Source organism: Bradyrhizobium huanghuaihaiense, assembly GCF_007830635.1.
GTDB classification, from domain to species: domain Bacteria; phylum Pseudomonadota; class Alphaproteobacteria; order Rhizobiales; family Xanthobacteraceae; genus Bradyrhizobium; species Bradyrhizobium huanghuaihaiense.
In genome coordinates this window covers 112,160-131,218 of sequence record NZ_VLLA01000002.1, presented here as the reverse complement: position 1 = coordinate 131,218, position 19,059 = coordinate 112,160, and the positions used below count along the sequence as shown (strand labels likewise).

Annotated in this window: 19 protein-coding genes; 8 read left to right on the top strand and 11 right to left on the bottom strand. The window is 64.1% G+C overall.

Going from position 1 to position 19,059, the window contains the following annotated elements; all coding sequences use genetic code 11:
* Positions 1–4: 4 nt before the first annotated feature.
* From IQ16_RS04645 to IQ16_RS04625, 5 genes are all read right to left on the bottom strand, one after another.
* Positions 5–847, bottom strand: a complete 843-nt coding sequence (locus tag IQ16_RS04645) for an ABC transporter ATP-binding protein (protein WP_018648171.1) — start codon at positions 845–847, stop codon at positions 5–7.
* 172 nt (positions 848–1,019) lie between these two features.
* A complete protein-coding gene (locus tag IQ16_RS04640) occupies positions 1,020–2,012 on the bottom strand; it encodes an ABC transporter substrate-binding protein (protein ID WP_026312842.1) in 993 nt (330 codons plus the stop codon).
* Between the two features lie 52 nt (positions 2,013–2,064).
* Positions 2,065–2,874, bottom strand: a complete 810-nt coding sequence (locus tag IQ16_RS04635) for an ABC transporter permease (RefSeq protein ID WP_018648173.1) — start codon at positions 2,872–2,874, stop codon at positions 2,065–2,067.
* Positions 2,875–3,232: 358 nt separating this feature from the next.
* The gene (locus IQ16_RS04630; RefSeq protein ID WP_208751626.1) at positions 3,233–3,940 is read right to left on the bottom strand and encodes a TetR/AcrR family transcriptional regulator; all 708 of its coding nucleotides are present in this window, start codon (positions 3,938–3,940) and stop codon (positions 3,233–3,235) included.
* 152 nt (positions 3,941–4,092) lie between these two features.
* Entirely contained in the window at positions 4,093–4,941 is an 849-nt protein-coding gene (locus tag IQ16_RS04625; protein WP_018648175.1) for a VOC family protein, read from the bottom strand.
* Positions 4,942–5,158: 217 nt separating this feature from the next.
* Here IQ16_RS04625 and IQ16_RS04620 point away from each other — a divergent pair, with 217 nt between their 5' ends.
* Complete coding sequence (locus IQ16_RS04620) at positions 5,159–6,052, top strand: sugar kinase (protein WP_018648176.1); 894 nt, start codon at positions 5,159–5,161, stop codon at positions 6,050–6,052.
* A 6-nt stretch (positions 6,053–6,058) separates the two neighbouring features.
* Entirely contained in the window at positions 6,059–6,991 is a 933-nt protein-coding gene (locus IQ16_RS04615; protein WP_018648177.1) for a ribokinase, read from the top strand.
* On the opposite strand, the gene IQ16_RS04610 is transcribed toward IQ16_RS04615, so the two are convergent.
* Complete coding sequence (locus tag IQ16_RS04610; RefSeq protein ID WP_018648178.1) at positions 6,988–8,208, bottom strand: NAD(P)/FAD-dependent oxidoreductase; 1,221 nt, start codon at positions 8,206–8,208, stop codon at positions 6,988–6,990. The two genes, IQ16_RS04615 and IQ16_RS04610, sit on opposite strands and share 4 nt — an antisense overlap.
* Positions 8,209–8,437: 229 nt before the next feature.
* Here IQ16_RS04610 and IQ16_RS04605 point away from each other — a divergent pair, with 229 nt between their 5' ends.
* Both IQ16_RS04605 and IQ16_RS04600 read left to right on the top strand, forming a co-directional pair.
* On the top strand, positions 8,438–9,232 hold the full coding sequence (locus tag IQ16_RS04605) for an enoyl-CoA hydratase/isomerase family protein (RefSeq protein ID WP_020608148.1): 795 nt from the start codon (positions 8,438–8,440) through the stop codon (positions 9,230–9,232).
* Positions 9,229–9,834 (top strand): histidine phosphatase family protein, encoded by a 606-nt coding sequence (locus IQ16_RS04600; RefSeq protein ID WP_018648180.1) that lies wholly within the window; start codon positions 9,229–9,231, stop codon positions 9,832–9,834. Before IQ16_RS04605 ends, IQ16_RS04600 begins: the two co-directional genes overlap by 4 nt.
* Here the strand turns inward: IQ16_RS04600 and IQ16_RS04595 are convergent.
* The 4 genes from IQ16_RS04595 to IQ16_RS04580 form a co-directional block, all read right to left on the bottom strand.
* Entirely contained in the window at positions 9,794–11,134 is a 1,341-nt protein-coding gene (locus IQ16_RS04595) for a TRAP transporter large permease (protein ID WP_018648181.1), read from the bottom strand. The genes IQ16_RS04600 and IQ16_RS04595 overlap by 41 nt on opposite strands.
* Positions 11,131–11,709 (bottom strand): TRAP transporter small permease, encoded by a 579-nt coding sequence (locus IQ16_RS04590; protein WP_018648182.1) that lies wholly within the window; start codon positions 11,707–11,709, stop codon positions 11,131–11,133. The genes IQ16_RS04595 and IQ16_RS04590 overlap by 4 nt, the downstream gene beginning before the upstream one ends.
* 137 nt (positions 11,710–11,846) lie before the next feature.
* Positions 11,847–12,842, bottom strand: coding sequence for a TRAP transporter substrate-binding protein (locus tag IQ16_RS04585; RefSeq protein ID WP_018648183.1), 996 nt, complete (start codon positions 12,840–12,842; stop codon positions 11,847–11,849).
* A gap of 59 nt (positions 12,843–12,901) precedes the next feature.
* On the bottom strand, positions 12,902–14,617 hold the full coding sequence (locus IQ16_RS04580; RefSeq protein WP_035668339.1) for an IlvD/Edd family dehydratase: 1,716 nt from the start codon (positions 14,615–14,617) through the stop codon (positions 12,902–12,904).
* Between the two features lie 175 nt (positions 14,618–14,792).
* Here IQ16_RS04580 and IQ16_RS04575 point away from each other — a divergent pair, with 175 nt between their 5' ends.
* From IQ16_RS04575 to IQ16_RS04560, 4 genes are all read left to right on the top strand, one after another.
* On the top strand, positions 14,793–15,476 hold the full coding sequence (locus IQ16_RS04575) for a GntR family transcriptional regulator (protein WP_018648185.1): 684 nt from the start codon (positions 14,793–14,795) through the stop codon (positions 15,474–15,476).
* A 172-nt stretch (positions 15,477–15,648) separates the two neighbouring features.
* Positions 15,649–16,824, top strand: a complete 1,176-nt coding sequence (locus IQ16_RS04570; protein ID WP_018648186.1) for a TAXI family TRAP transporter solute-binding subunit — start codon at positions 15,649–15,651, stop codon at positions 16,822–16,824.
* Between the two features lie 36 nt (positions 16,825–16,860).
* Complete coding sequence (locus tag IQ16_RS04565; RefSeq protein WP_018648187.1) at positions 16,861–17,424, top strand: hypothetical protein; 564 nt, start codon at positions 16,861–16,863, stop codon at positions 17,422–17,424.
* Positions 17,425–17,691: 267 nt separating this feature from the next.
* Entirely contained in the window at positions 17,692–18,627 is a 936-nt protein-coding gene (locus IQ16_RS04560) for a hypothetical protein (RefSeq protein WP_018648188.1), read from the top strand.
* Between the two features lie 16 nt (positions 18,628–18,643).
* Here the strand turns inward: IQ16_RS04560 and IQ16_RS04555 are convergent, their stop codons facing one another.
* Entirely contained in the window at positions 18,644–19,057 is a 414-nt protein-coding gene (locus IQ16_RS04555) for a hypothetical protein (RefSeq protein ID WP_018648189.1), read from the bottom strand.
* Positions 19,058–19,059 lie beyond the last annotated feature (2 nt).

The following is a 19,059-nucleotide window of genomic DNA, read 5'->3' as shown; positions in this document are numbered from 1 at the left end:
CGTTTCAGTCCAGCGAACCTTGCGAGAAGAAATGCTTGCGGATGCGTTGCACGAGCTCGGTGAAGACGGGATCGGCCATCACGTCGAGCGAGCGCGGGCGCGGCAGCGGCACGTCGTAGATCGCGGCGACCGCGCCGGGCCGCTCGGTCATGACCAGCACGCGGTCGGCGAGGAATACGGCTTCCGGAATCGAATGCGTGATCAGCAGCACGGTCTTCTTCGTCTCGCGCTGGATCCGCATCAATTCGACGTTCATGCGCTCGCGCGTCAGCGCATCGAGCGCGCCGAACGGCTCGTCCATCAGCATGATCCTGGGATCATGCACCAGCGCGCGGCAGATCGAGGCGCGCTGCTGCATGCCGCCGGAGAGCTGCCAGGGCAGCTTCTTCTCGAACCCTTCGAGGCCGACCAGCTTCAACAGCTGCTTGGCGCGATCGAGATATTGCTGCCGCGGCAGCCGCTTCATGTCGATCGGCAGCATCACGTTGTTGAGGATGTTGCGCCAGGGCAAGAGCAGCGCGTTCTGGAACACGATGCCGACATTGCCATGCGGCGTCGTCACCTTCTCGCCCTCGACCAGGATCTCGCCTGACGTCGGCGGCAAGAGGCCCGAGATCAGCTTGAGCAGCGTGGACTTGCCGCAGCCGGAGGGTCCGACCACGACGAAGAACTCGCCGTCATTGATGTGGAAGTCGAGCGGCCGCAGCGACGGCACGTCGCCGTCGCGCGTCCGGTAGGTCTTCGACACGCCGGACAATTTGATGCCCGACGCATCGCCGGCCCGGTCGCTCACCAGTCTCAGATGCGCGGCCGGCTGCACGTCGATCGGTTTGGTCGCGGGGTTCATCGCAGCCCTCTCCGCCCGTCGTCCCGGCCTAGTGCGCAACTTGCGCACGGGGGGCCGGGACCCATACGCCGTGCCGGCGAGTCCGAGCACGCGGGGAGAGACCTTCCGCAACAATCAAAGCAGGTGGTTATGGGTCCCGGCTTTCGCCGGGACGACAGCGGATATTTGTCGCTCACGAGCCACTCTTCGGCAGATAGTCGTTGGTGTAGAAGGCCTTCGGGTTGTCCTTGGCCTTGGCGTCGAGCCCGCCATATTCGACCAGCAGGTTGACGGTCTCGGTCATGTTCTGGTCGGTTACCTGAAACGGCCGCTTGGCCTTGGTCTCCGCGGTCCGGTACAGCGGAATGGTCAGCTCAAAGCCCTGCGTCAGCGTGTCGATCTTGCCGCCCTTGGGATTGGCATCGAGGATCGCCTGCGCCGCGGCCTTCGGCTCCTTCTCGGCGGCCTCGACCGCCTTGGTCGTCGCCGACATGAAGCGGCGGACGAGATCGGCATTGGCCTTCACATAATCGGCGTTGGCGATGATGCCCGAGGAGACCATGTTGATGCCGTAGTCGGCGAACTTGATCGGATAGACGTCCTTGCCGGTGGCGTCCTTGATCTTCATCGACTGGTCCATGACGTAGCCGAGCAGCAGATCGGCCTGGCCGTTGATGACGGCGTTGAGCTTGGTCTGGCCGTCGCCGGCGACGGTCTGGAAGTCGCTCTCCTTCAGGCCGGTCTTCTTCAGGAACAGCGGCCAGATCTGGGTCATGGAGTCCGCCGGCGTGATCGCCACCGTCTTGCCCTTGATGTCCTCGGGCTTCTTGATGTTCTTGTCGACGAAGCCCATGGCGGACATCGGGCTCGTTTGCAGCAGCACGCCGGTCGCAACCACGGGCGCGCCCTTGATGGCGGCGCGCATCATGGTGGGGACGTCGACATAGCCGAAGTCCGCGGTCTTGGCGGCGACGGCCTGCGTGGTCGCGGCCGAGCCGCGGCCCTCCTGGATCTCGAGGTCGATGCCCTCGGCGGCATAGATGCCCTTGGCCTTGCCGTAGTAGAACGGCGCGTGCTCGCCATAGACGTACCAGTTCAGCATCAGCACGACCTTGTCGGCCGCCTGCGCCGGCGACACCGCGAACGCCATCAGCGCCAAAGATGCAGCCCCAATCCACCGCTTCATCGTCACTCTCCCTTTGTCGTTATGTTTCAGCCGTTAATGGCCGTTGCTTGAATTAAGAGGCGAAAATCACGTCCTCGCGCTGGCTGACATGCCAGGGAATGACCAGCTTCTCGATCCGGTCCACGATCCAGAACAGGATCACGCCGAGCAGCGCCAGGATCACGAGGGCTGCGAACATCGTCGGCAGGTCGAAGGTGCCGATCGAGCGCTGCATGACGTAGCCGATGCCGGAATTGGAGCCGACGAACTCGCCGACGACGGCGCCGACCACGGCGAGCGTCACCGACACTTTGAGACCGGAGAAGATCGCCGGCAGCGCATGCGGCAGGTTCACGGCACGGAACACCTGCAGGCGGCTGCCCTGCATGGCGCGGGCAAGATCGACCATGTCGGGATCGACCGACTTGAAACCCTGTACGGCGGAGACGACCACCGGGAAGAAGCCGAGCAGAAACGCCGAGATCACCTTCGGAATGATGCCGAAGCCGAACCACACCACGAACAGCGGCGCGATCGCGATCTTCGGCACGGATTGGGAGAACACCAGCAGCGGATAGACGTAGCTCTCCACCGTCTTCGAGCCCGCGATCAGCATCGCGACGGGAATGCCGAACAGCGCCGACAGCAGGAAGCCGCAGACGGTCGCATAGGTCGTCGGCGAGGACTGCCGCAGCAGTTCCGGCCATTCCGTGCGCAGCACGGCGAGAACATCGCCCGGCGACGGGATCTGGTAGGCGGGGATCCTGAACAGCCGGATCGCGAGATCCCAGGCGACGACGATGAAGACGAGGAACAAGAACGGCCGAACCCAGGCCGCATTCAGCAATTTGGAGATCGCACCCTGTGGCTTCGGCTCGGCCAATTTTCACTCCCGGCAGTCTTCTTCGTTGTGGGGAGAAATTAACCCGTTGGATAAATACTGTCTAGAGGAATCCCTGTGACGTTTTGCGCCGGGTTCCGGGCGTTTGTGGCGGCAGCGCTGCGTCGGGAGCACGAGAGCACGATTTGGGCCCGCCGCCGCCACCTCGTCATTGCGAGCGCAGCGAAGCAATCCAGACTGCCGCTGCGGAAAGATTCTGGATTGCTTCGCTACGCTCGCAATGACGGAGCAAGGTGCGAGGTCATTGCCTCGTAGCCCGGATGGAGCGAAGCGTAATCCGGGGTCGGTGCCACCAGCGACAGGAGTCCCGGATTGCGCTGCGCTCCATCCGGGCTACGGACTACACTGTCTGCGCCACCGCGCTGCGCGATTTCGGCGCTTTCGCGATCTCGAACAGCTCCACCGAACGCCCGGTCAGCGCAGCGAGCACGAGGCCGGACATATGCGCGAGCCGCTCGTCCTTGGCTTTCTTGTCCAGCAGGTCGCGGCCGAAAATCACGCTGAGGGCCGCCGAGTTGGAGAGATAGAAGAAGCTGAGCGCCGCAATGGAGATGTAGAGCTGGACCGGGTCGACCGCGACCTGGAAGTCGCCGGACTCGACGCCGCGCCGCACCACGGTGCGGATCATCTCGACGAAGGGCGAATGCATCGACTTGACCTTGGTCGATTTCTTCAGGTGCTTGGCACGCGCGAGGTTTTCGGTCTGCAGCAGCGACAGGAATTCCGGGTTGCGCAGGAAGTAATTCCAGGTGAACTCGATCAGGCGGCGGATCGCCTCGGGCGGATCGAGATGCTCGAGATCGAGCCCGCGCTCCTCGCTGCGTATCTTGTCATAGGCGCCTTCGAGCACCGCCAGATAAAGCTCGTCCTTGTTGCCGACGTGATAGTACAGCATGCGCTTGTTGGCGCCGGCCTTGGCCGCGATGCGGTCGACGCGCGCGCCGGCAAGCCCATGGGCGGAAAACTCCTGCTTGGCGGCTTCGAGAATGCGCAGCCGCATCCCCTCGGGGTCGCGCTGCCATTTCAGAGTTCGCTTTGCCTTTGCCAAACCGGGTGCTCGCTGGGTGGTCCAGGTACGCGTGTAACACGAGGAAGCCGTCATTGCGAGGAGCCCTTGCGACGAAGCAATCCAGACTGTCACCCCGGAGGGATTCTGGATTGCTTCGCTTCGCTCGCAATGACGGGTGGACGGACCTGCGCTCACTCCACCGGCTTCGGCGAGCGCTCCAGCAGCACCGTCTGGATCCCGCACGTCCCGCTCCGCACCGTCATGATGCGCGTGCCCGGCTTGCGGCCGTTGCGGACCTCGGTGACGTCGAGGCCGGCCGCGATCAGGCGGGCGCGGGTGGCGTCGATGTCGGCGACGCGCCAGCTCAGGCCCCAGAGACGGTCGCGCGCGGCATCGCCGCCCGCCACGGGCCGGCGCACCACCTCGACGATGAGGTCGCCGCAGCGGAAGAACATCAGCTGGCCCCAATCCTGGTGAGAGCGGTCGAGCGCGAGGTCGAGCCCGAGCCGCGCGCCGTAGAGCGCGGCGGCGCGCTCGGAATCCTCGGTGGTGATCACGACATGGTCGAGCCCGTCGATCGGCGCGATGTCGGTCGCAACCGATTTCGGGCGCTCCTGGGCGAGCTCGAGGAAGAACATGCGCACGCCGCGCGTCAGCTCCGTGGCGGCGCGGGTGCGCTTCCAGTGCAGGACGGCGTCGGTCGCGGCATCGCTGCTTTCGACCTCGGCGACCGGATCGGGCTTGAGCGCCACCCGCTCCAGCCGGCGATGCATCTTGCCGATGTCCGCGACACGAAAGCACAGGCTGGCGAGCACGCCCTCCTGGTCGTCGAGCAGCGCACGCATGCGGTCGGCGGTGACGCTGAAGCCGTTCGGCGCCATCAGCTCGATCGTCATGTTCTCGAGCGTGAACAGCACCCGGTCCGCACCGTCACCCGAGTTCTGCCAGGCCGGCGCGCGGGCGAGCAGCGTCTGATAGGCCGCCCGGGCCGCACCGATATCCCTGACCAGAACGACGATGTGATCGAGGCCGGTGATCATGTTCCCTCCTCCGCAACGGGCCGGAACCGAAACACCCAAGAAAAGACCTTGGAGGTCGTTGGCTCCGCCCGGGCAGCTCGCCCAGCCACGGTCGTATTCCGCCCCCAGGCCGACCTCAAGCGCCTATCGCCATGACTTTGCGAATATTTTGGCTCCCGCCGAAGCGGTGCTAAGGTAAGTAGCCGGTCGGGACCACACAGCGCATCACGGACAACCAATGCAGGCTCTCTTTATCGGACAGACCTATATCGACGTCGTCTTCATCACCGACCACATGCCGACCGGCGACGAGAAGCACGTGGCAACCGACTACGCGGTCTCCTTCGGCGGCAATGCGGTGACGGCGGCGTTCTGCTGCGCCAAGCTCGGCATCGTGCCCGATCTGATCGCGACCGCCGCCAATGACTGGCTGGGGCGCATGTTCCAGGACATGTGCGCGAAATACGCCATCTCGCTGCATGCGCGGAAGGTGAACCAGTCCTCGCTGTCCTTCATCATGCCCAAGGACGGCAAGCGCGCCATCGTCCGCTGCCGCGACGATTCCCACATCCATCCGTTCCCGATCCTCAACCTCGGCAATTGCCGGGCGCTGCATATCGATGGCCACCAGCCCGATGCCGCGATCCACTACGCAAAAGTCTGCCGCGAGGCCGGCATCCTGACCTCGCTCGACGGCGGCGGCTTGCGCACCAACACGCATGAGCTGCTGGAATATATCGACGTCGCCATCGTCGCCGAGCGCCTGTGCGAGCAGATGGACCTGACGCCGGAGAAGATGCTGGACTATTTGAAGAGCCGCGGCTGCAAGATCGGCGGCGTCACCATGGGCGAGAAGGGCCTGCTCTGGTACAACGAGACCGGCGCGGTCGAGACCATGCCGGCGATGCCGATCCCGCGCGAGCGTGTGATCGACACCAACGGCGCCGGCGACGTGTTCCACGGCGCCTATGTCTATTCCTACCTCGCCCATCCCGGCAAAAGCTGGCGCGAGCATTTTGACTTTGCGCGCGCCGCCTCCACCTTCAAGATCCAGCGCCTCGGCAACGAGGCGGGCCTGCCGACACTCGTCGACATCGCCAAGGTCAGGCACGAGTTCGAGGTCAGGGTCTAGACTCACATGGGGCGCGTCTTCGTCGCCGGCAGCATCAACATGGACGTGGTGGCGACGGCCGATCGCCACCCACGCGTCGGCGAGACCGTCGCCGGGCGGCAGGTGCTGTATTTTCCGGGCGGCAAGGGCGCGAATCAGGCCGTCGCGGCGGCCCGGCTCGAAGCGCCGACCACGCTGATCGGGCGGCTGGGCAAGGATGCGTTCGGCGCGGAGCTGAGGGCCTTCCTCGATTCGCAGGGCGTCGATCTCGGCTCGGTGCGCGAGACGCCGGAGGCGCACACCGGCACCGCCATCATCACCGTCGCGGAGACTGATAACACCATCGTCGTCATTCCCGGCAGCAATGCGCTGGTCAGCGCGGAGGATGTGGCGGCCGTACCGCTGGCGAAGGGCGATGTCGCCGTCAGCCAGTTCGAGATTCCGCTGCCGACGATTGCCGCGTTCTTTGCGCGGGCGCGCGAGGCTGGTGCGAAAACGCTGCTCAACCCAGCGCCGGCGCAGAAGATGTCCGGCGAGCTGCTGGGGCTCGTCGATATTCTCGTGCTGAACGAGACCGAGCTGGGCTTGCTGGCTGACATCGAGCTTACGGACAACGATCCATATGACCGCATTGCCGATGCAGCGAGGCATATCCGGGTGAACCGCGATCAGATCATCTGCGTCACGCTTGGTAAGCGAGGCGTGATTGCGCTGGTGGACGACCGACTTATGTCTATCCAAGGCCGCAATGTGACCCCGGTGGACACCACCGGCGCGGGTGATTGCTTTGTCGGCGCGGTCGCGGCGCTACTCGCCGATGGTCAGCCGATCGAGAGCGCGCTGGGCTACGCCAATGTCGCGGCATCGGTCAGCGTGCAACGAATGGGCGCCGCCCCGTCGATGCCGACGATTGCTGAAGTCTCGGCGGCGCTTCGCGCGGAGCGGCTGAGCTCGACCTAGGCGAGCGCGCTCTTCAGATCGAAACCTTCATCGGCGGCCTGTTCCGGCGTGATCGAGCGGTCCATGGCCTGCAGCCGGCGGCCGAACATGTGATCACCGGCGCGGTTGATGGATTCGATGCCGAGCAGCCTGTCGCCGTGATAGCAGAATGCGGAAAACGCCTTCCTGGCGGGATCGCCGCGCAGCACGACGCGGTCGTAGCCGGTGGTGAGGCCGGCGATCTGGAGCTTGTCGTCACCCTGGTCGCTCCAGAACCAGGGGTGACTGTCGTACGGCTTCTTGTCGCCAGTCAGGCGCGCGGCGAGGCAGCGGGCATGGTCGGTGGCGTTCTGCACCGATTCCAGCCGCAGCGAGCTACCGAAGCGGGGGCTTGCGAACAGCGCGCAATCGCCAATGGCAGAAATGTTCGGATCGGTCGTCGACAGATATTCGTCGACGATGATGCCGGCGGCGACGGGGAGCCCCGCCTCGGCCGCGAGCTCGATGTTCGGCAGCACACCGACGCCGACCACGACGAGGTCGGCGGGCAGATGCCGGCCGTCGCTCAAGGACACGCCGGTGACCTTGCCGCCCTCCGCTTCGATGGAGGTGGCCTGCACACCGAGATGGATGCGGATGCCGGCCTCGCGATGGCGTTCCTGGAAATATTCGGAGACCTCCGCGGTCACCGCGCGAGCCATCACGCGCGGGGCGAGCTCGAGCACGTCAACCTCGAGCCCCTTGATCCGCGCGGTGGCGGCGAATTCGAGACCGATGAAGCCGGCGCCGATCACGACCACCCGCGTCTTCGACGGAATGATGCTGCGCAGCGCCTCGCTATCGTCGAGAATGCGTAAGTATTTCACATCGGGCAGATTGGCATTGGGCAGATCGAGCAGCCGGTTGCGCGCGCCGGTGGCCAGCACGAGATGGCCGTAAGGCAGCGTCTCGCCGGACGCGAGCAGCACCTTGTGCCCGGCGCGGTCGATCGACACAGCGCGGCCCGCGATCAGCTCGATCTTCTGGTCCTGATAGAATTTTTCGGGACGGAACATCAGGCTTTCCGGCCCGGCCGCCCCCTTGATGTAGCCCTTGGACAGCGGCGGCCGCTGATAAGGCAGATGCGCCTCGTCATTGATCAGGCAGATGCGCTCGGAAAAGCCCGCCTGGCGCAGGGATGCCGCGACCTGGTAGCCGCCATGGCCGGCACCGACGATGATCACCGGACCGCCAGTCATTGCAGCAGCCCACTTCCGGAGACACGAGCGTGACCCATGTCGTCTCCTCTCTCACTGATTTTGGTTTGCGGGCCTTTCGAGGAGCCGGCGCTCGTGTCCGTCCCTTGGCGAAGGCAGGCCCATTTGAGCCTATCGTTCCGCCCGGCGCAAGAGCGGCGGCCGGGGATTGTCACCCCTCCCCTTCTGCGATTTAGTTGCAGCAACGAACCTCATGCCGGGGATATTCCAGATGCCAGCTCCCGTCTCAAAGCCCGACGATCCTGCCCTGCTGCGGATCGACGGCCCGATTGCAACCATCACGCTCAACCGCCCCACAGCGTTCAACTCGATCAATCTTCCGATCGCGCAGAAGCTCGAGCAGCTCGCGGCCTATATCGAAGGCGACGATGCCATCAGGGTCCTGGTGATCGAGGGCGAGGGCCGCGCTTTCTCAGCCGGCGGCGATCTGCAAACGATCGGCGCCGCTGCCGAAGCGGGCACGGTGACGCCTGTCGTCGGCGAGCTGCTCAAGCACTATCATGCCTTCATCGAGATCGTCAGGCGCATGCCAAAAATCTCGCTGTCGAGCGTGCACGGCTCGGCCGCCGGCGCCGGCATGGGCCTCGCCTTCGTCACCGATCTCTGCATCGCCGCCGACGATGCCAAGTTCACGCCGGCCTATGCCAAGATCGGCGTGTCGCCGGATGGCGGCTCCACGGTCGGCATCGTCGGCACGGTCGGCTCCCGCCGCGCGCTGCAGATCTTTCTCGCCGAGGACAACTTTACCGCGCAGCAGGCCTATGAATGGGGCCTCGTCGCCAAGACCGTTCCCGCCGCCGAATTGAAGGCGGCGACGCGACAGCTCGCCGAGCGGCTGGCGCAAAATCCGCCGGCGGCAATCGCCGGCACCAAGTCGCTGGTCCATGCGGCCACGACCACGCCCGTAAAACAGCAGCTCGATGCCGAGGAGCACAAGATCATCATGGCGATGAACACGGAAGCGTTCCGCACCGCCGTGAAGAAATTCACGAGCAAGTCGAAGTGACACCCGCGCGCAGTTTCTACGGCCTGCGTCACGGCGCGACCGACTGGAATCGCAAGGGGCTGTTCCAGGGCAGGACCGACAATCCGCTGAACGAGGACGGCCTGCGGCAGGCGCACGAAGCCGCGGAGATGCTGCGCGGGGCCGGCATCAGCCGCATCGTCGCAAGCCCGCTGGTCCGCGCGGCGCGAACGGCCGAGATCATCGCCGACGCGATCTCGGTTCCGCTCGCGATCGACGACGGCATCATCGAGTTCGATTTCGGCAGCTTCGAGGGACTTCCCGTCCGCGACCTCATGATCAAGCACGGCGTCACATCGGCGACGGGCCTCGTCTCGATCCTGCCAGCCGACGGCGAGAGCTGGGACGCCATGACCGCACGCTCGCTCGCCTGCGTCTCGACGTGGCTCGCGCGTCATCCTGACGACAACCTCCTGTTCGTCTGCCACGACGCCGTGATGCAGGGCATGGCGAACGCGCTGTGCGGCAGCTATTTCAAGAACAGCCACGGCACGCCGTTCCGCTACGTGCACGAGCAGGCGCAATGGCGTGTCGAGCAGGTCGCTATTGCGGACAGATATAGCCCGTCCCCGCCGGCGACTTGAAGCAGCCGACCGATTCAGGGAGCACGTGCCGCGGCAGCCAAAGCACCACGCTCGGGAAATAGATCGCAAACGCGATCGTTGCCAGGAACACCACGTAGATCGGCAGTGCCGCACGTAGCGCCTTGGCGAAGCTGATGCCGACGAACTTCGAGGCCATCAGCAAGACGAGCCCATAAGGCGGCGTGATCAAGCCGAAGGCGAGCGTTGCGATCAGCACCACGCCCATGTGCACGGCGTTGATGTCGCCGGCCTCCGTCAGGGCGTTGACCAGCGGCATGAAGATGATGATGGTCGGGACCGGCTCGATGAAGTCGCCGACCACGGTGAACAGCAGCACCATCAACAGCATGATCAGATGCGGGTCGTTGCCGGCAATGGAGGTGATCCACTCGGCGATATAGGTCGCGCCGCGCAAATAGGCGAGCATCCAGCCGAAGGCATTGGCGGCGCCGATCGTGATCAGCGGCAGCGAGAAGATCAGGCCGGCGAGGCAGAAATCGTAAGGGATCTTCCTGATATGCCCACGGTTGAGCGCGGGGATCACGACGATGACAATCCAGGCCACGGCGACAACGCCGGCTTCCGTCGGCGTGAACCAGCCGGTGAGGATGCCCCCTAGCAGGATCACGGGGATCATCAGCGGCAGGGCCGCGTCGCCCGCCGCGAACACCACCTGCCGCAGCGGCGCGCGCGGCTTGCGCAGGCCCGACGGGCCGAAGAAATAGCAATAGATCATCAGGCCGAAGCCGATCATCAGGCCCGGCACCACGCCCGCCATGAACAGGCCGGCGATCGAAACGTTGCCGACGGCGCCATAGACCACCGCCGTGATGCTCGGCGGTACCAGAGCCGCGATCGTCGAGGCCGAGGCGATGATGGCGGCGATGAAGGCGGGCTCATAGCCCTCGCGCTTCATCGGGCCGCCCAATGCGCGGCTCATCACGGCGACGTCGGCGGTGGTCGAGCCGGACATTTCCGAGAAGAACATGCTGAAGACGACCACGACCTGCGAAAGCCCGCCCCTGATATGCCCGACCAGCGACACCGACAGGTTGGCTATTCGCACCACCACGTTGGCCGAGCTCATGAGCTCACCGACCAAGAGGAAGAACGGAATGGCCAGCAGCGCCTCGGAATCGACGCCGTCAAAAATCTTCTGGATGATGGCGGCGAGCGAGACGTCGGACAGGATCGCGCCGATGAAGACGCCGGCCATCAGCGAGAACGGCACGGGCACGCCGAGATAGCCGAACGACAGGAAGCAGATCGACATCAAAGCCAGGACGACAGGTGCGCTCACGGCTGGGCCCTCATCTGTGCCTCGGTGAGACCTGGCGCAGCATCTTCTTCGGGCGGCTCGGGGTGATCAAAGCCGTTGCGCAGGCCGTTGACGAGCTGCTCGATGGTGAACAGGCCGATCAGCACGCCCGAGAGCGGAATGATCGCGTAAAGCGAGGCGATCGGCGTACCCGAGGGCAGGCGGAAGCTGCCGAAGCCGCGCAGATAGTTCTGATAGCCGTACCAGATCAGGCAGAAGGCAACGCCGAGCACGACGAGGCGGATGATCACCTCGACGATCAGCCGCGGCGTTCCGTGCATCGCCTCGGAGATCGCGGTGAGATAGAGGTGGTCGTTGCGCCGGGTCGCGGCCGCCGTGCCGATGAAGATCGCGTAGATGAAGAGCGTCGAGGTCACCTCCTGCAGCCACAGCCAGGGATGGCCGATGGTGCGGGTGACGATGTCGGCGGTCACCGACAGCGAGAAACCGAAGCACAGCACGCCGCAGAGGATCATCAGCGCAAGCTCGAGCCAGTCGAGCGCGCGCCATTTCAGGTGGCGTTGGCGTTGAACGAGCAGTTTGTCGGCGATGGCCATTCAATGGCGTCCCGGCGAAGGCCGGGACCCATAACCCCAGGCCGTTATGATGAAAGCAAGCTGACTGTTGTCGTGCCCCAGGCTCCGCTGCGGCGTATGGGTCCCGGCTTTCGCCGGGACGACTCGGAGCAAGAGGCCTAATTAATCGACCGGATCAAATTCTTGATCTTCTCGGCGTGCGGGCCGAGATCCTTGGCGAGCTTGTCGAGATAGGGATCGGCGATCGCCGTGAAGGTCTTCTTGTCGACGTTGTCGACGATCTTCACGCCCATCTTCTTAAGCTTGTCGGCCGCCGTACGCTCCAGCTCGAATGCCTTTGCAGGCTCCTTGGTGCTGATCTCGTTGGCCGCGGCCTGCACCCACTGCTTCTGCTCGGCCGACAGGCTCTGCCAGAGCTTGTCGGAGATGAACACCAGCGCATTGTTGGCTTCGTGCTCGGTGATGTTGAGGACGGGCGCGACCTCGTAGTGCTTGTTGACGAGGTAGACGTTGATGCTGTTCTCGGCGACGTCGACCACGCCGGTCTGCAAGCTGGTGTAGACGCTGCCGAACGGCATGTGCACGGTCTGGGCACCGTAGGCCGGGAACATGGTGTCCTCGGTCGCGGTCGCCTGCACGCGGACCTTCAGGCTCTTGACGTCGCCGACATTGTGGATTTCGCGCTTCGAGTACATGTGGCGCACGCCCTGCGAGCCGGTTGCGATCACGTGCAGGCCCTGCGTGGTGTCGTCGATCATGGTTTTCAGCGCCTCGAACACGCGGGGATCGGCGAGGCCCTTGATGACGTGGTTCTCGTCGCGGAACAGGAAGTGCAGTGACATCACGCCGGCCTGCGGTGAGATCGTCGCGGTGTTGGCGGAGGAGATGATGGCGAATTCGACGTCGCCGGCTTTCACCAGTTGGAGCACTTGCGGCTCCTGCCCGAGCTGCGCGCCGGGATACTGGTCGATGATCATGGTGCCTTTGCTCAGTTCCTTGAGCTTCTCGGCGAAGAGGTCACCCGCGATGGAATAGCCGGTGTTGCGCGGCTGGTCATAGGCGAAGCGATAATGCTTCACCTCCTGTGCCCCGGCCCCCGTGACGAAAAGTACGGCGGCCACTGCCACCAACCCACGCATGGATCGTGCAATCATCGTTTCCCCCTGTTTTATCGCCCGCCGCTTGTGCGGTCTGAGCGTTCGTTTGCTTGCTATCAGCCCTTTTCGGTCTTCCCAGTCCTCTGCATGAAGTCGAAATCGCAGCCCTCATCGGCCTGCATGATGGTCTCGTTGAACAGCCAGGCGTAGCCGCGCCGCGCCTCTTCGGGTGCAGCGGCCGGCTTCAAGACAGCGCGGCGGCGCTCCAGCTCGGCGGCGTCGACCAGCAGCTCGATGCTGCGCCTGGCCACATCGAGGCTGATCATGTCGCCGTTCTTCACCAGCGCCAGCGGCCCGCCAACGGCGGATTCCGGGGTGATGTGCAGCACGATGGTGCCGAACGCGGTGCCGCTCATGCGCGCATCGGAAATGCGCACCATGTCCTTGGTGCCGCCGCGCGCGAGCTTCTTCGGGATCGGCAGGTAGCCTGCCTCGGGCATGCCCGGCGCGCCCTTCGGGCCGGCATTGCGCAACACCAGGACGTCATCGGAGTTCACGTCGAGGTCGGGATCGTCGACCCGCAACGTCATGTCCTCGACGGATTCGAACACCACCGCGCGCCCGGTGTGCTTCAACAATTTTGGGCTCGCCGCGGACTGCTTGATGACGGCACCGCGCGGCGCAAGGTTGCCGTGCAGGATGGCAAGACCGCCTTCCTTCTTGATCGGATTGTCGCGCGGACGGATGGCGTCCTGGCCGGGCACGTCCTCGGCATTCGCCACGACCTCGCGCAGCGTCTGGCCGCTGACCGTCTTGGCATCGAGATCGACGAGGTCGCCGAGTTGCGCCAGCAATTTCGGCACGCCGCCGGCATGATGGAAATGCTCCATATAGTGCTCGCCTGATGGCTTGAGGTCGACCAGCACCGGCACCTCGCGGCCGATCTGGTCGAACGCTTCGAGGTCGAGCCGGTGCGGCGAGCGATGCGCCATCGCGGTCAGATGGATCAAACCGTTGGTCGAGCCGCCGATGGCCTGGAGTACGACCTGCGCGTTCTTGAAAGACGCGGGTGTGAGCAATTCGCTCGGCTTCGGGCCCTTGGTCTTGGCCATCTCGGCGGCAACCTTGCCGCTGGCCTCAGCAAGACGAAAACGCTCGGCATGCGGTGCAGGAATCGTCGCGCTCATCGGCAGCGAAAGGCCCATGGCCTCGATCATGCAGGCCATGGTCGAAGCCGTGCCCATCACCATGCAGGTGCCGACGGATGGCGCGAGGCGCCCATTCACCGCTTCGATCTCGGCATCGTCCATGTCGCCGGCGCGATATTTCGCCCACAGCCGGCGGCAGTCGGTACAGGCACCCAGTACCTCGCCCTTGTGATGGCCGACCACCATGGGTCCGACGGGGATGACCACGGTCGGCAGGTCGGCGCTGATCGCGGCCATCACCTGTGCGGGAAGCGTCTTGTCGCAGCCGCCGATCACGATCACCGCATCCATCGGCTGGGCGCGGATCATCTCTTCGGTGTCCATCGCCATCAGATTGCGCAGGTACATCGAGGTCGGATGCGCAAAGCTCTCGGCAATCGAGATGGTCGGGAACACGAACGGCATGGCGCCCGACAGCATGACGCCGCGCTTGGCGGCTTCGATGATCTGCGGGACGTTGCCGTGGCAGGGATTGTAGTCGCTATAGGTGTTGGTGATGCCGACGATCGGGCGCTCCAGCGCGTCGTCGGAATATCCCATGGCCTTGATGAACGCCTTGCGCAGGAACAGCGAAAAGCCGGCATCGCCGTAGCTCGTCAGACCCTTGCGCAAACCACTCGTCATCATGCCACTCCTGAAGTTGCCATTGTGGTACAGCCTGCCCCCTGATTGTCAATAAGACAGGCGCCAGCATCGCCATTTTCTGGACCGCGGCACCGCCAAACGACCAGATTATTGACAATCCTCGCCTTCCCTGCTCCACAGTTCGGGACCGGCTCGAGGCCGGGAGGCTGAGGGCATGTCCGACATTCGCACCGCAGACGCCATGACGGTCCGGCGCGACGATCCGGACGACGTCGTCGCACGGCTGGAGGAAGACATCATCTTCGGCCGCCTCGCGCCCGGCGCGCGCCTCACCGAGGACGCGCTGATGTCGCGTTATGGCACGTCGCGGCACTTCGTCCGCCAGGCGCTGGTGGACGCGGAGCGGCGCGGCATCGTCCGCCGCGAGAAGAATGTCGGCGCCACCGTGCGGTTCTACTCGGCCGAGGAGGTACGACAGATCTACGAGGTCAGGGAGATGCTGACGCGGCAGGCCGCGCTGATGATCCCCCTGCCGGCACCGCAAGGCCTGATCGACGAGCTGAGCGCGCTGCAACGGCAATATTGCGCCAAGGCCGACGTGCAGGATTTGCGCGGCATTCACGAGGCCAACGACGCCTTCCACCTCGCGCTGTTCTCCGCCTGCGGCAATCCCTATCTGGTGCGCTCGCTGCAGGACTACATGAACCTGACGCTGCCGATGCGCGCAAAAAACCTCGCCGACCGCGAGGGCCTCGCGCAATCGCGCCGCCAGCACGAGCTGATGATCGAGCTGTTGAAGGGCCGCGACAGCTGGGCGCTGGCGCAGCTCTGCGTCGACCACATGCAGTTCAGCAAGTCGGATTATCTGGCAAGGATCGCGGGTGAGGCCGGGCGCTAGTCGGCAAACTTCTGCTGCAGGCATCCATCACGGAACGCCGCTGCCCCGGCCGCGTTGGAAGGCCAAGCATTGGCCTCGGTCTTACTTCGGACGCGGTAGGTGGCAGTTTCTCGAAGCATGTCGCCAAGGGAGGACTGACCGGGCGGGTTGAACAATGAGGGTCTGCGGAGCGATGCGGACCGGTTTGTTCATCGCATTGATTGCAGCAGCCTGGCTCGGCGGACAGGTCGAGGATTCTTTGGCGCAAAAGCGGCCGCCTGCTTCTCCGAGCGAATCCACGAAGGTGTCTCCGAGAAAGGAAGACACCCCCAAGAAGGAAACGGGACGACCTGCGGACCCGTATACGGTGGGATTCGTAACCGGTTCGCCGCAATGCACTGAATTCGCGATCGCTCAGGACATTGCGACCACCCTCGCCAGCGGCCAGGAGACCGGTCCTCGTGGCCAGGTCGCATTGAGGGTCCTGCCCATCGTGGGAAACGGCGGTGTCCGCAACGTCCTTGATGTGCTCACGCTCGCGGGTGCCGACGTGGCGATCGCGCCCGTCGTCCTGGTCGACCGGCTCCGGGAGACAAGGACCTTCGGGGATATCTCTGACAGGCTGACCTACATTGTCCCGCTCCATATCGAGGAGTTCCATCTTCTCGCGCGGGTGGATATCAAAAGCTTGGCGGAGCTGTCGGGAAAGAGGGTCAATCTTGGGGAAGAGGGCAGTGCCGGCGCCATTCTCGGCCGGGAAGTGTTGAACCATCTGGGCGTCAAGATCATCGAGTCGAACCTGGGGCCGGAGGCCGCGCTGGATGGTCTCAGGAAGGGAGATCTCTCCGCCGCTCTGCTGGTCTCGGGAAAACCGGTCAGCGTCCTGACGCAGGTCTCGCAACTCGATCGTATTCACATAGTGCCGATCCCCTACTTCAAGGAGCTGCTGCAACAGGATTATCTGCCATCGACGCTCCGCCACAAGGACTACCCGAATTTGATCGCCGCCGAAGCGAGCGTCGACACGATTGCGATCAAATCAGCTCTCTTCGCCTACAACTGGCCGAGGGGCAACGAGCGATTTCGGTTGCTGGAATTCTTCGTCCAGACATTGTTCACGCGCTTTCCCGAATTTCTGAGCGACGCCCATCACCCTAAATGGCGCGAGGTAAACCTGGCCGCGCAGCTCCCCGGATGGCGACGATTCCGACCGGCAGAGCGCTGGCTCCAGCAGCAATCGGGAGGCGAAGCCGCGCTTCGCAAGGCGTTCGGCCGGTTCCTCGAGGGAAAGCCCACCGCCGATCTACCCGACCAAGAAGAATTGTTCCGGGATTTCCTGCGCTGGAGAGAACGCAATCCGGTCAAGTGAGCAAACTTTGGCAAACACAAACCTCGGGAGTTGTCGATGCGCAAAGCCGTGGTGACGGCGGCCCTGGTTGCTTTGCTCGCCTTGATCGCCGATGTGAGGCGCCCCGCCGCCCAATTTGCTCCCTTCTGGCCACAAGCGCCGCAGCTGCTCCCCCCGGCCACCGCGCCACCGACCGATGAGGTCAAGCAAACCAGGGCCGCCCCTCATCGAAAGAGCAAGGCGCACAGAAAGCACGAAGTCGTTCGGCCGCCGCCAAATCAGCGGGAGGTCGCGGAAAAAAACGGATACAAGCGGGTCAGCGATCTCGTGAACTTCCCGAGGTTCTTTCCAGGCCTCGGCATAATCTTCGTCAAGCCCGACACTTTGCCACTGGGGCCGTTCCTGAGCTTCGATCGCAGGGACCGTCTGGTCGCGACCGTGTACATGGTCCCGAACAAGGACATCGACGATCGCAAGACATTGGAGGCGGCAGGGTCAGCAGGACCAGTTGACCACGTCAGCCTCTACTTCAACCCGGGTCACCCCGGCGTGGATATGCCGCATTACCATGTGGTGCTCTGGCATGTGACCAAGAAACAGGAAGCGCGCGTTGCAAAATGACGTACGACAGCACCGCCGATGCGGTGACGAACTGGTCGAGGAACGTGGCCTCGGCATCGCTTGGCGTTGCGGGCCGCATCGGCGACAGCGATGCGCAGAATTCGCCGGGTCATGGAACCCCGCGGAACTCATCCAATCAAACAAATAATCTTCTGGTAGATGACGTCCAGTCACTCAACCGATTAACCGGTTGTTAGAGGACTCTATCCCAAATGGTTTCAGAAACACATAACAACCATGCCGGGTTCCATTTCCCGGAACAGTCCCATGAATGTACCTGGTTTCCTGATCGCAGTGGCCTTCGGCGGAGCATTCTTCGCCGCGGAGTATGTGTGGTACTACCAACCCGCTTTCCTCGACCCGGACGTCCTGTTCAGCACGTTCTCCTCGGAACATTCGAAAGCGCGCGCGGCCGTCGAGCATGCGCTGATCGATCCGGACTCGGCCAAATTCAGCGCACTGCATTCAGTTGAGGCCGGCGCGGCGAGGTATGTTTGCGGCGGTGTCAAAGCGAGGGACAAGTTCGGCCAGTCTGTCGATGTCGCTTTCGTCTACACCGTGGCCATTGATTTTGCCCGCATCGATGACGACGGGCGGATCACGCATCAGCGCTCGGGATACCGACCTTGCCCCACGGAGGAGGACAAGGTCGCGCAGCAGCGGCTGGGTGTGTCGCCCGGCGTCGCGGCGGTCGTCAAAACCGTTCAGAAGGTCGCCCCCGACGTGCAGACGTCGGTCGCCCCCGGTCTGACGAAGCCTGCAGCTTCAGCGGGCGGATCGTCATCCGGCGGCACGATGGAGCAGCAGGTCCGCGACCTCGCCGCCAAGACCGTTCCGCCTGATGCTGCAAATGGACAGGGGTCAAATTCGCCCGCGGCCCGTGGGGCTGCCAAGGAGAAGGAGAGTGAGTGGCAAGTAGATCGGCCTCCGGCCGCCTGGCCCACATTCCCTCCGGATCACGCATTGGCGCGATCAGCCCGGAAACGGACTCCGTCCGAAGCACTGGCCCTGGCGAAAGACGTCGAGGACCGCTGGAAGAAGGCGGAGTCATCGGCGAACATCTCGATGCGTCCTTCGCCGGAAAAGATCAACGAAGCCTGCCGCGCGCTGCTCACGATCGATTCCAAGGACGCCGATTATCCAAAAGCGTGGGCCGCCTTCACGCGACTGCAAAAGATAAGTCAGGACATCGCCCGCGGCTGATATCGCGCAAGTCCGTTCAGTACCGTCTCAGCAGGCCGCGCGCCACGCTGGTCTCGCCATGATCGGCGCAGGCCCGTGTCGGGTTCCTGATCAAGTCAGTCCGGACCTGCCGGAATGTTCTTCGGGCCGCCTCGGCCACCTCTGAGCGGAATTTTCCGGGATCGTAGCTCTCGCCATCAAAGGCCTTGATGGCCGCAGCATAGGCGTCGATCATCGCCATCGCCGCATCAGGGCTGCCGAGAAGCCGGGCGCCGAGCTGAACGCTGCCGCTACCGTCGACCTCATAGCCGGTGCATCGCTGCTCCAGAACCGCGGATGCGGTGACGAGCTGGTCGAGGAACGTCGCTTCGGCCTCGCTGAGCGCTGCGGCCTGCGCCGGCCCTGGCACGATCATCGCGAGCAGTGCGACAGCTGGCAGCCTGATGTTCATGC

Bases quoted from the DNA above. Each gene is read 5' to 3' on its own strand.
- IQ16_RS04645 (WP_018648171.1), bottom strand. From the start codon at position 847: ATGAACCCCGCGACCAAACCGATCGACGTGCAGCCGGCCGCGCATCTG.
- IQ16_RS04640 (WP_026312842.1), bottom strand. From the start codon at position 2,012: ATGAAGCGGTGGATTGGGGCTGCATCTTTGGCGCTGATGGCGTTCGCG.
- IQ16_RS04625 (WP_018648175.1), bottom strand. From the start codon at position 4,941: ATGATCACCGGCCTCGATCACATCGTCGTTCTGGTCAGGGATATCGGT.
- IQ16_RS04620 (WP_018648176.1), top strand. From the start codon at position 5,159: ATGCAGGCTCTCTTTATCGGACAGACCTATATCGACGTCGTCTTCATC.
- IQ16_RS04615 (WP_018648177.1), top strand. From the start codon at position 6,059: ATGGGGCGCGTCTTCGTCGCCGGCAGCATCAACATGGACGTGGTGGCG.
- IQ16_RS04610 (WP_018648178.1), bottom strand. From the start codon at position 8,208: ATGACTGGCGGTCCGGTGATCATCGTCGGTGCCGGCCATGGCGGCTAC.
- IQ16_RS04605 (WP_020608148.1), top strand. From the start codon at position 8,438: ATGCCAGCTCCCGTCTCAAAGCCCGACGATCCTGCCCTGCTGCGGATC.
- IQ16_RS04590 (WP_018648182.1), bottom strand. From the start codon at position 11,709: ATGGCCATCGCCGACAAACTGCTCGTTCAACGCCAACGCCACCTGAAA.
- IQ16_RS04585 (WP_018648183.1), bottom strand. From the start codon at position 12,842: ATGATTGCACGATCCATGCGTGGGTTGGTGGCAGTGGCCGCCGTACTT.
- IQ16_RS04580 (WP_035668339.1), bottom strand. From the start codon at position 14,617: ATGACGAGTGGTTTGCGCAAGGGTCTGACGAGCTACGGCGATGCCGGC.
- IQ16_RS04575 (WP_018648185.1), top strand. From the start codon at position 14,793: ATGTCCGACATTCGCACCGCAGACGCCATGACGGTCCGGCGCGACGAT.
- IQ16_RS04570 (WP_018648186.1), top strand. From the start codon at position 15,649: ATGCGGACCGGTTTGTTCATCGCATTGATTGCAGCAGCCTGGCTCGGC.
- IQ16_RS04565 (WP_018648187.1), top strand. From the start codon at position 16,861: ATGCGCAAAGCCGTGGTGACGGCGGCCCTGGTTGCTTTGCTCGCCTTG.
- IQ16_RS04560 (WP_018648188.1), top strand. From the start codon at position 17,692: ATGAATGTACCTGGTTTCCTGATCGCAGTGGCCTTCGGCGGAGCATTC.
- IQ16_RS04555 (WP_018648189.1), bottom strand. From the start codon at position 19,057: ATGAACATCAGGCTGCCAGCTGTCGCACTGCTCGCGATGATCGTGCCA.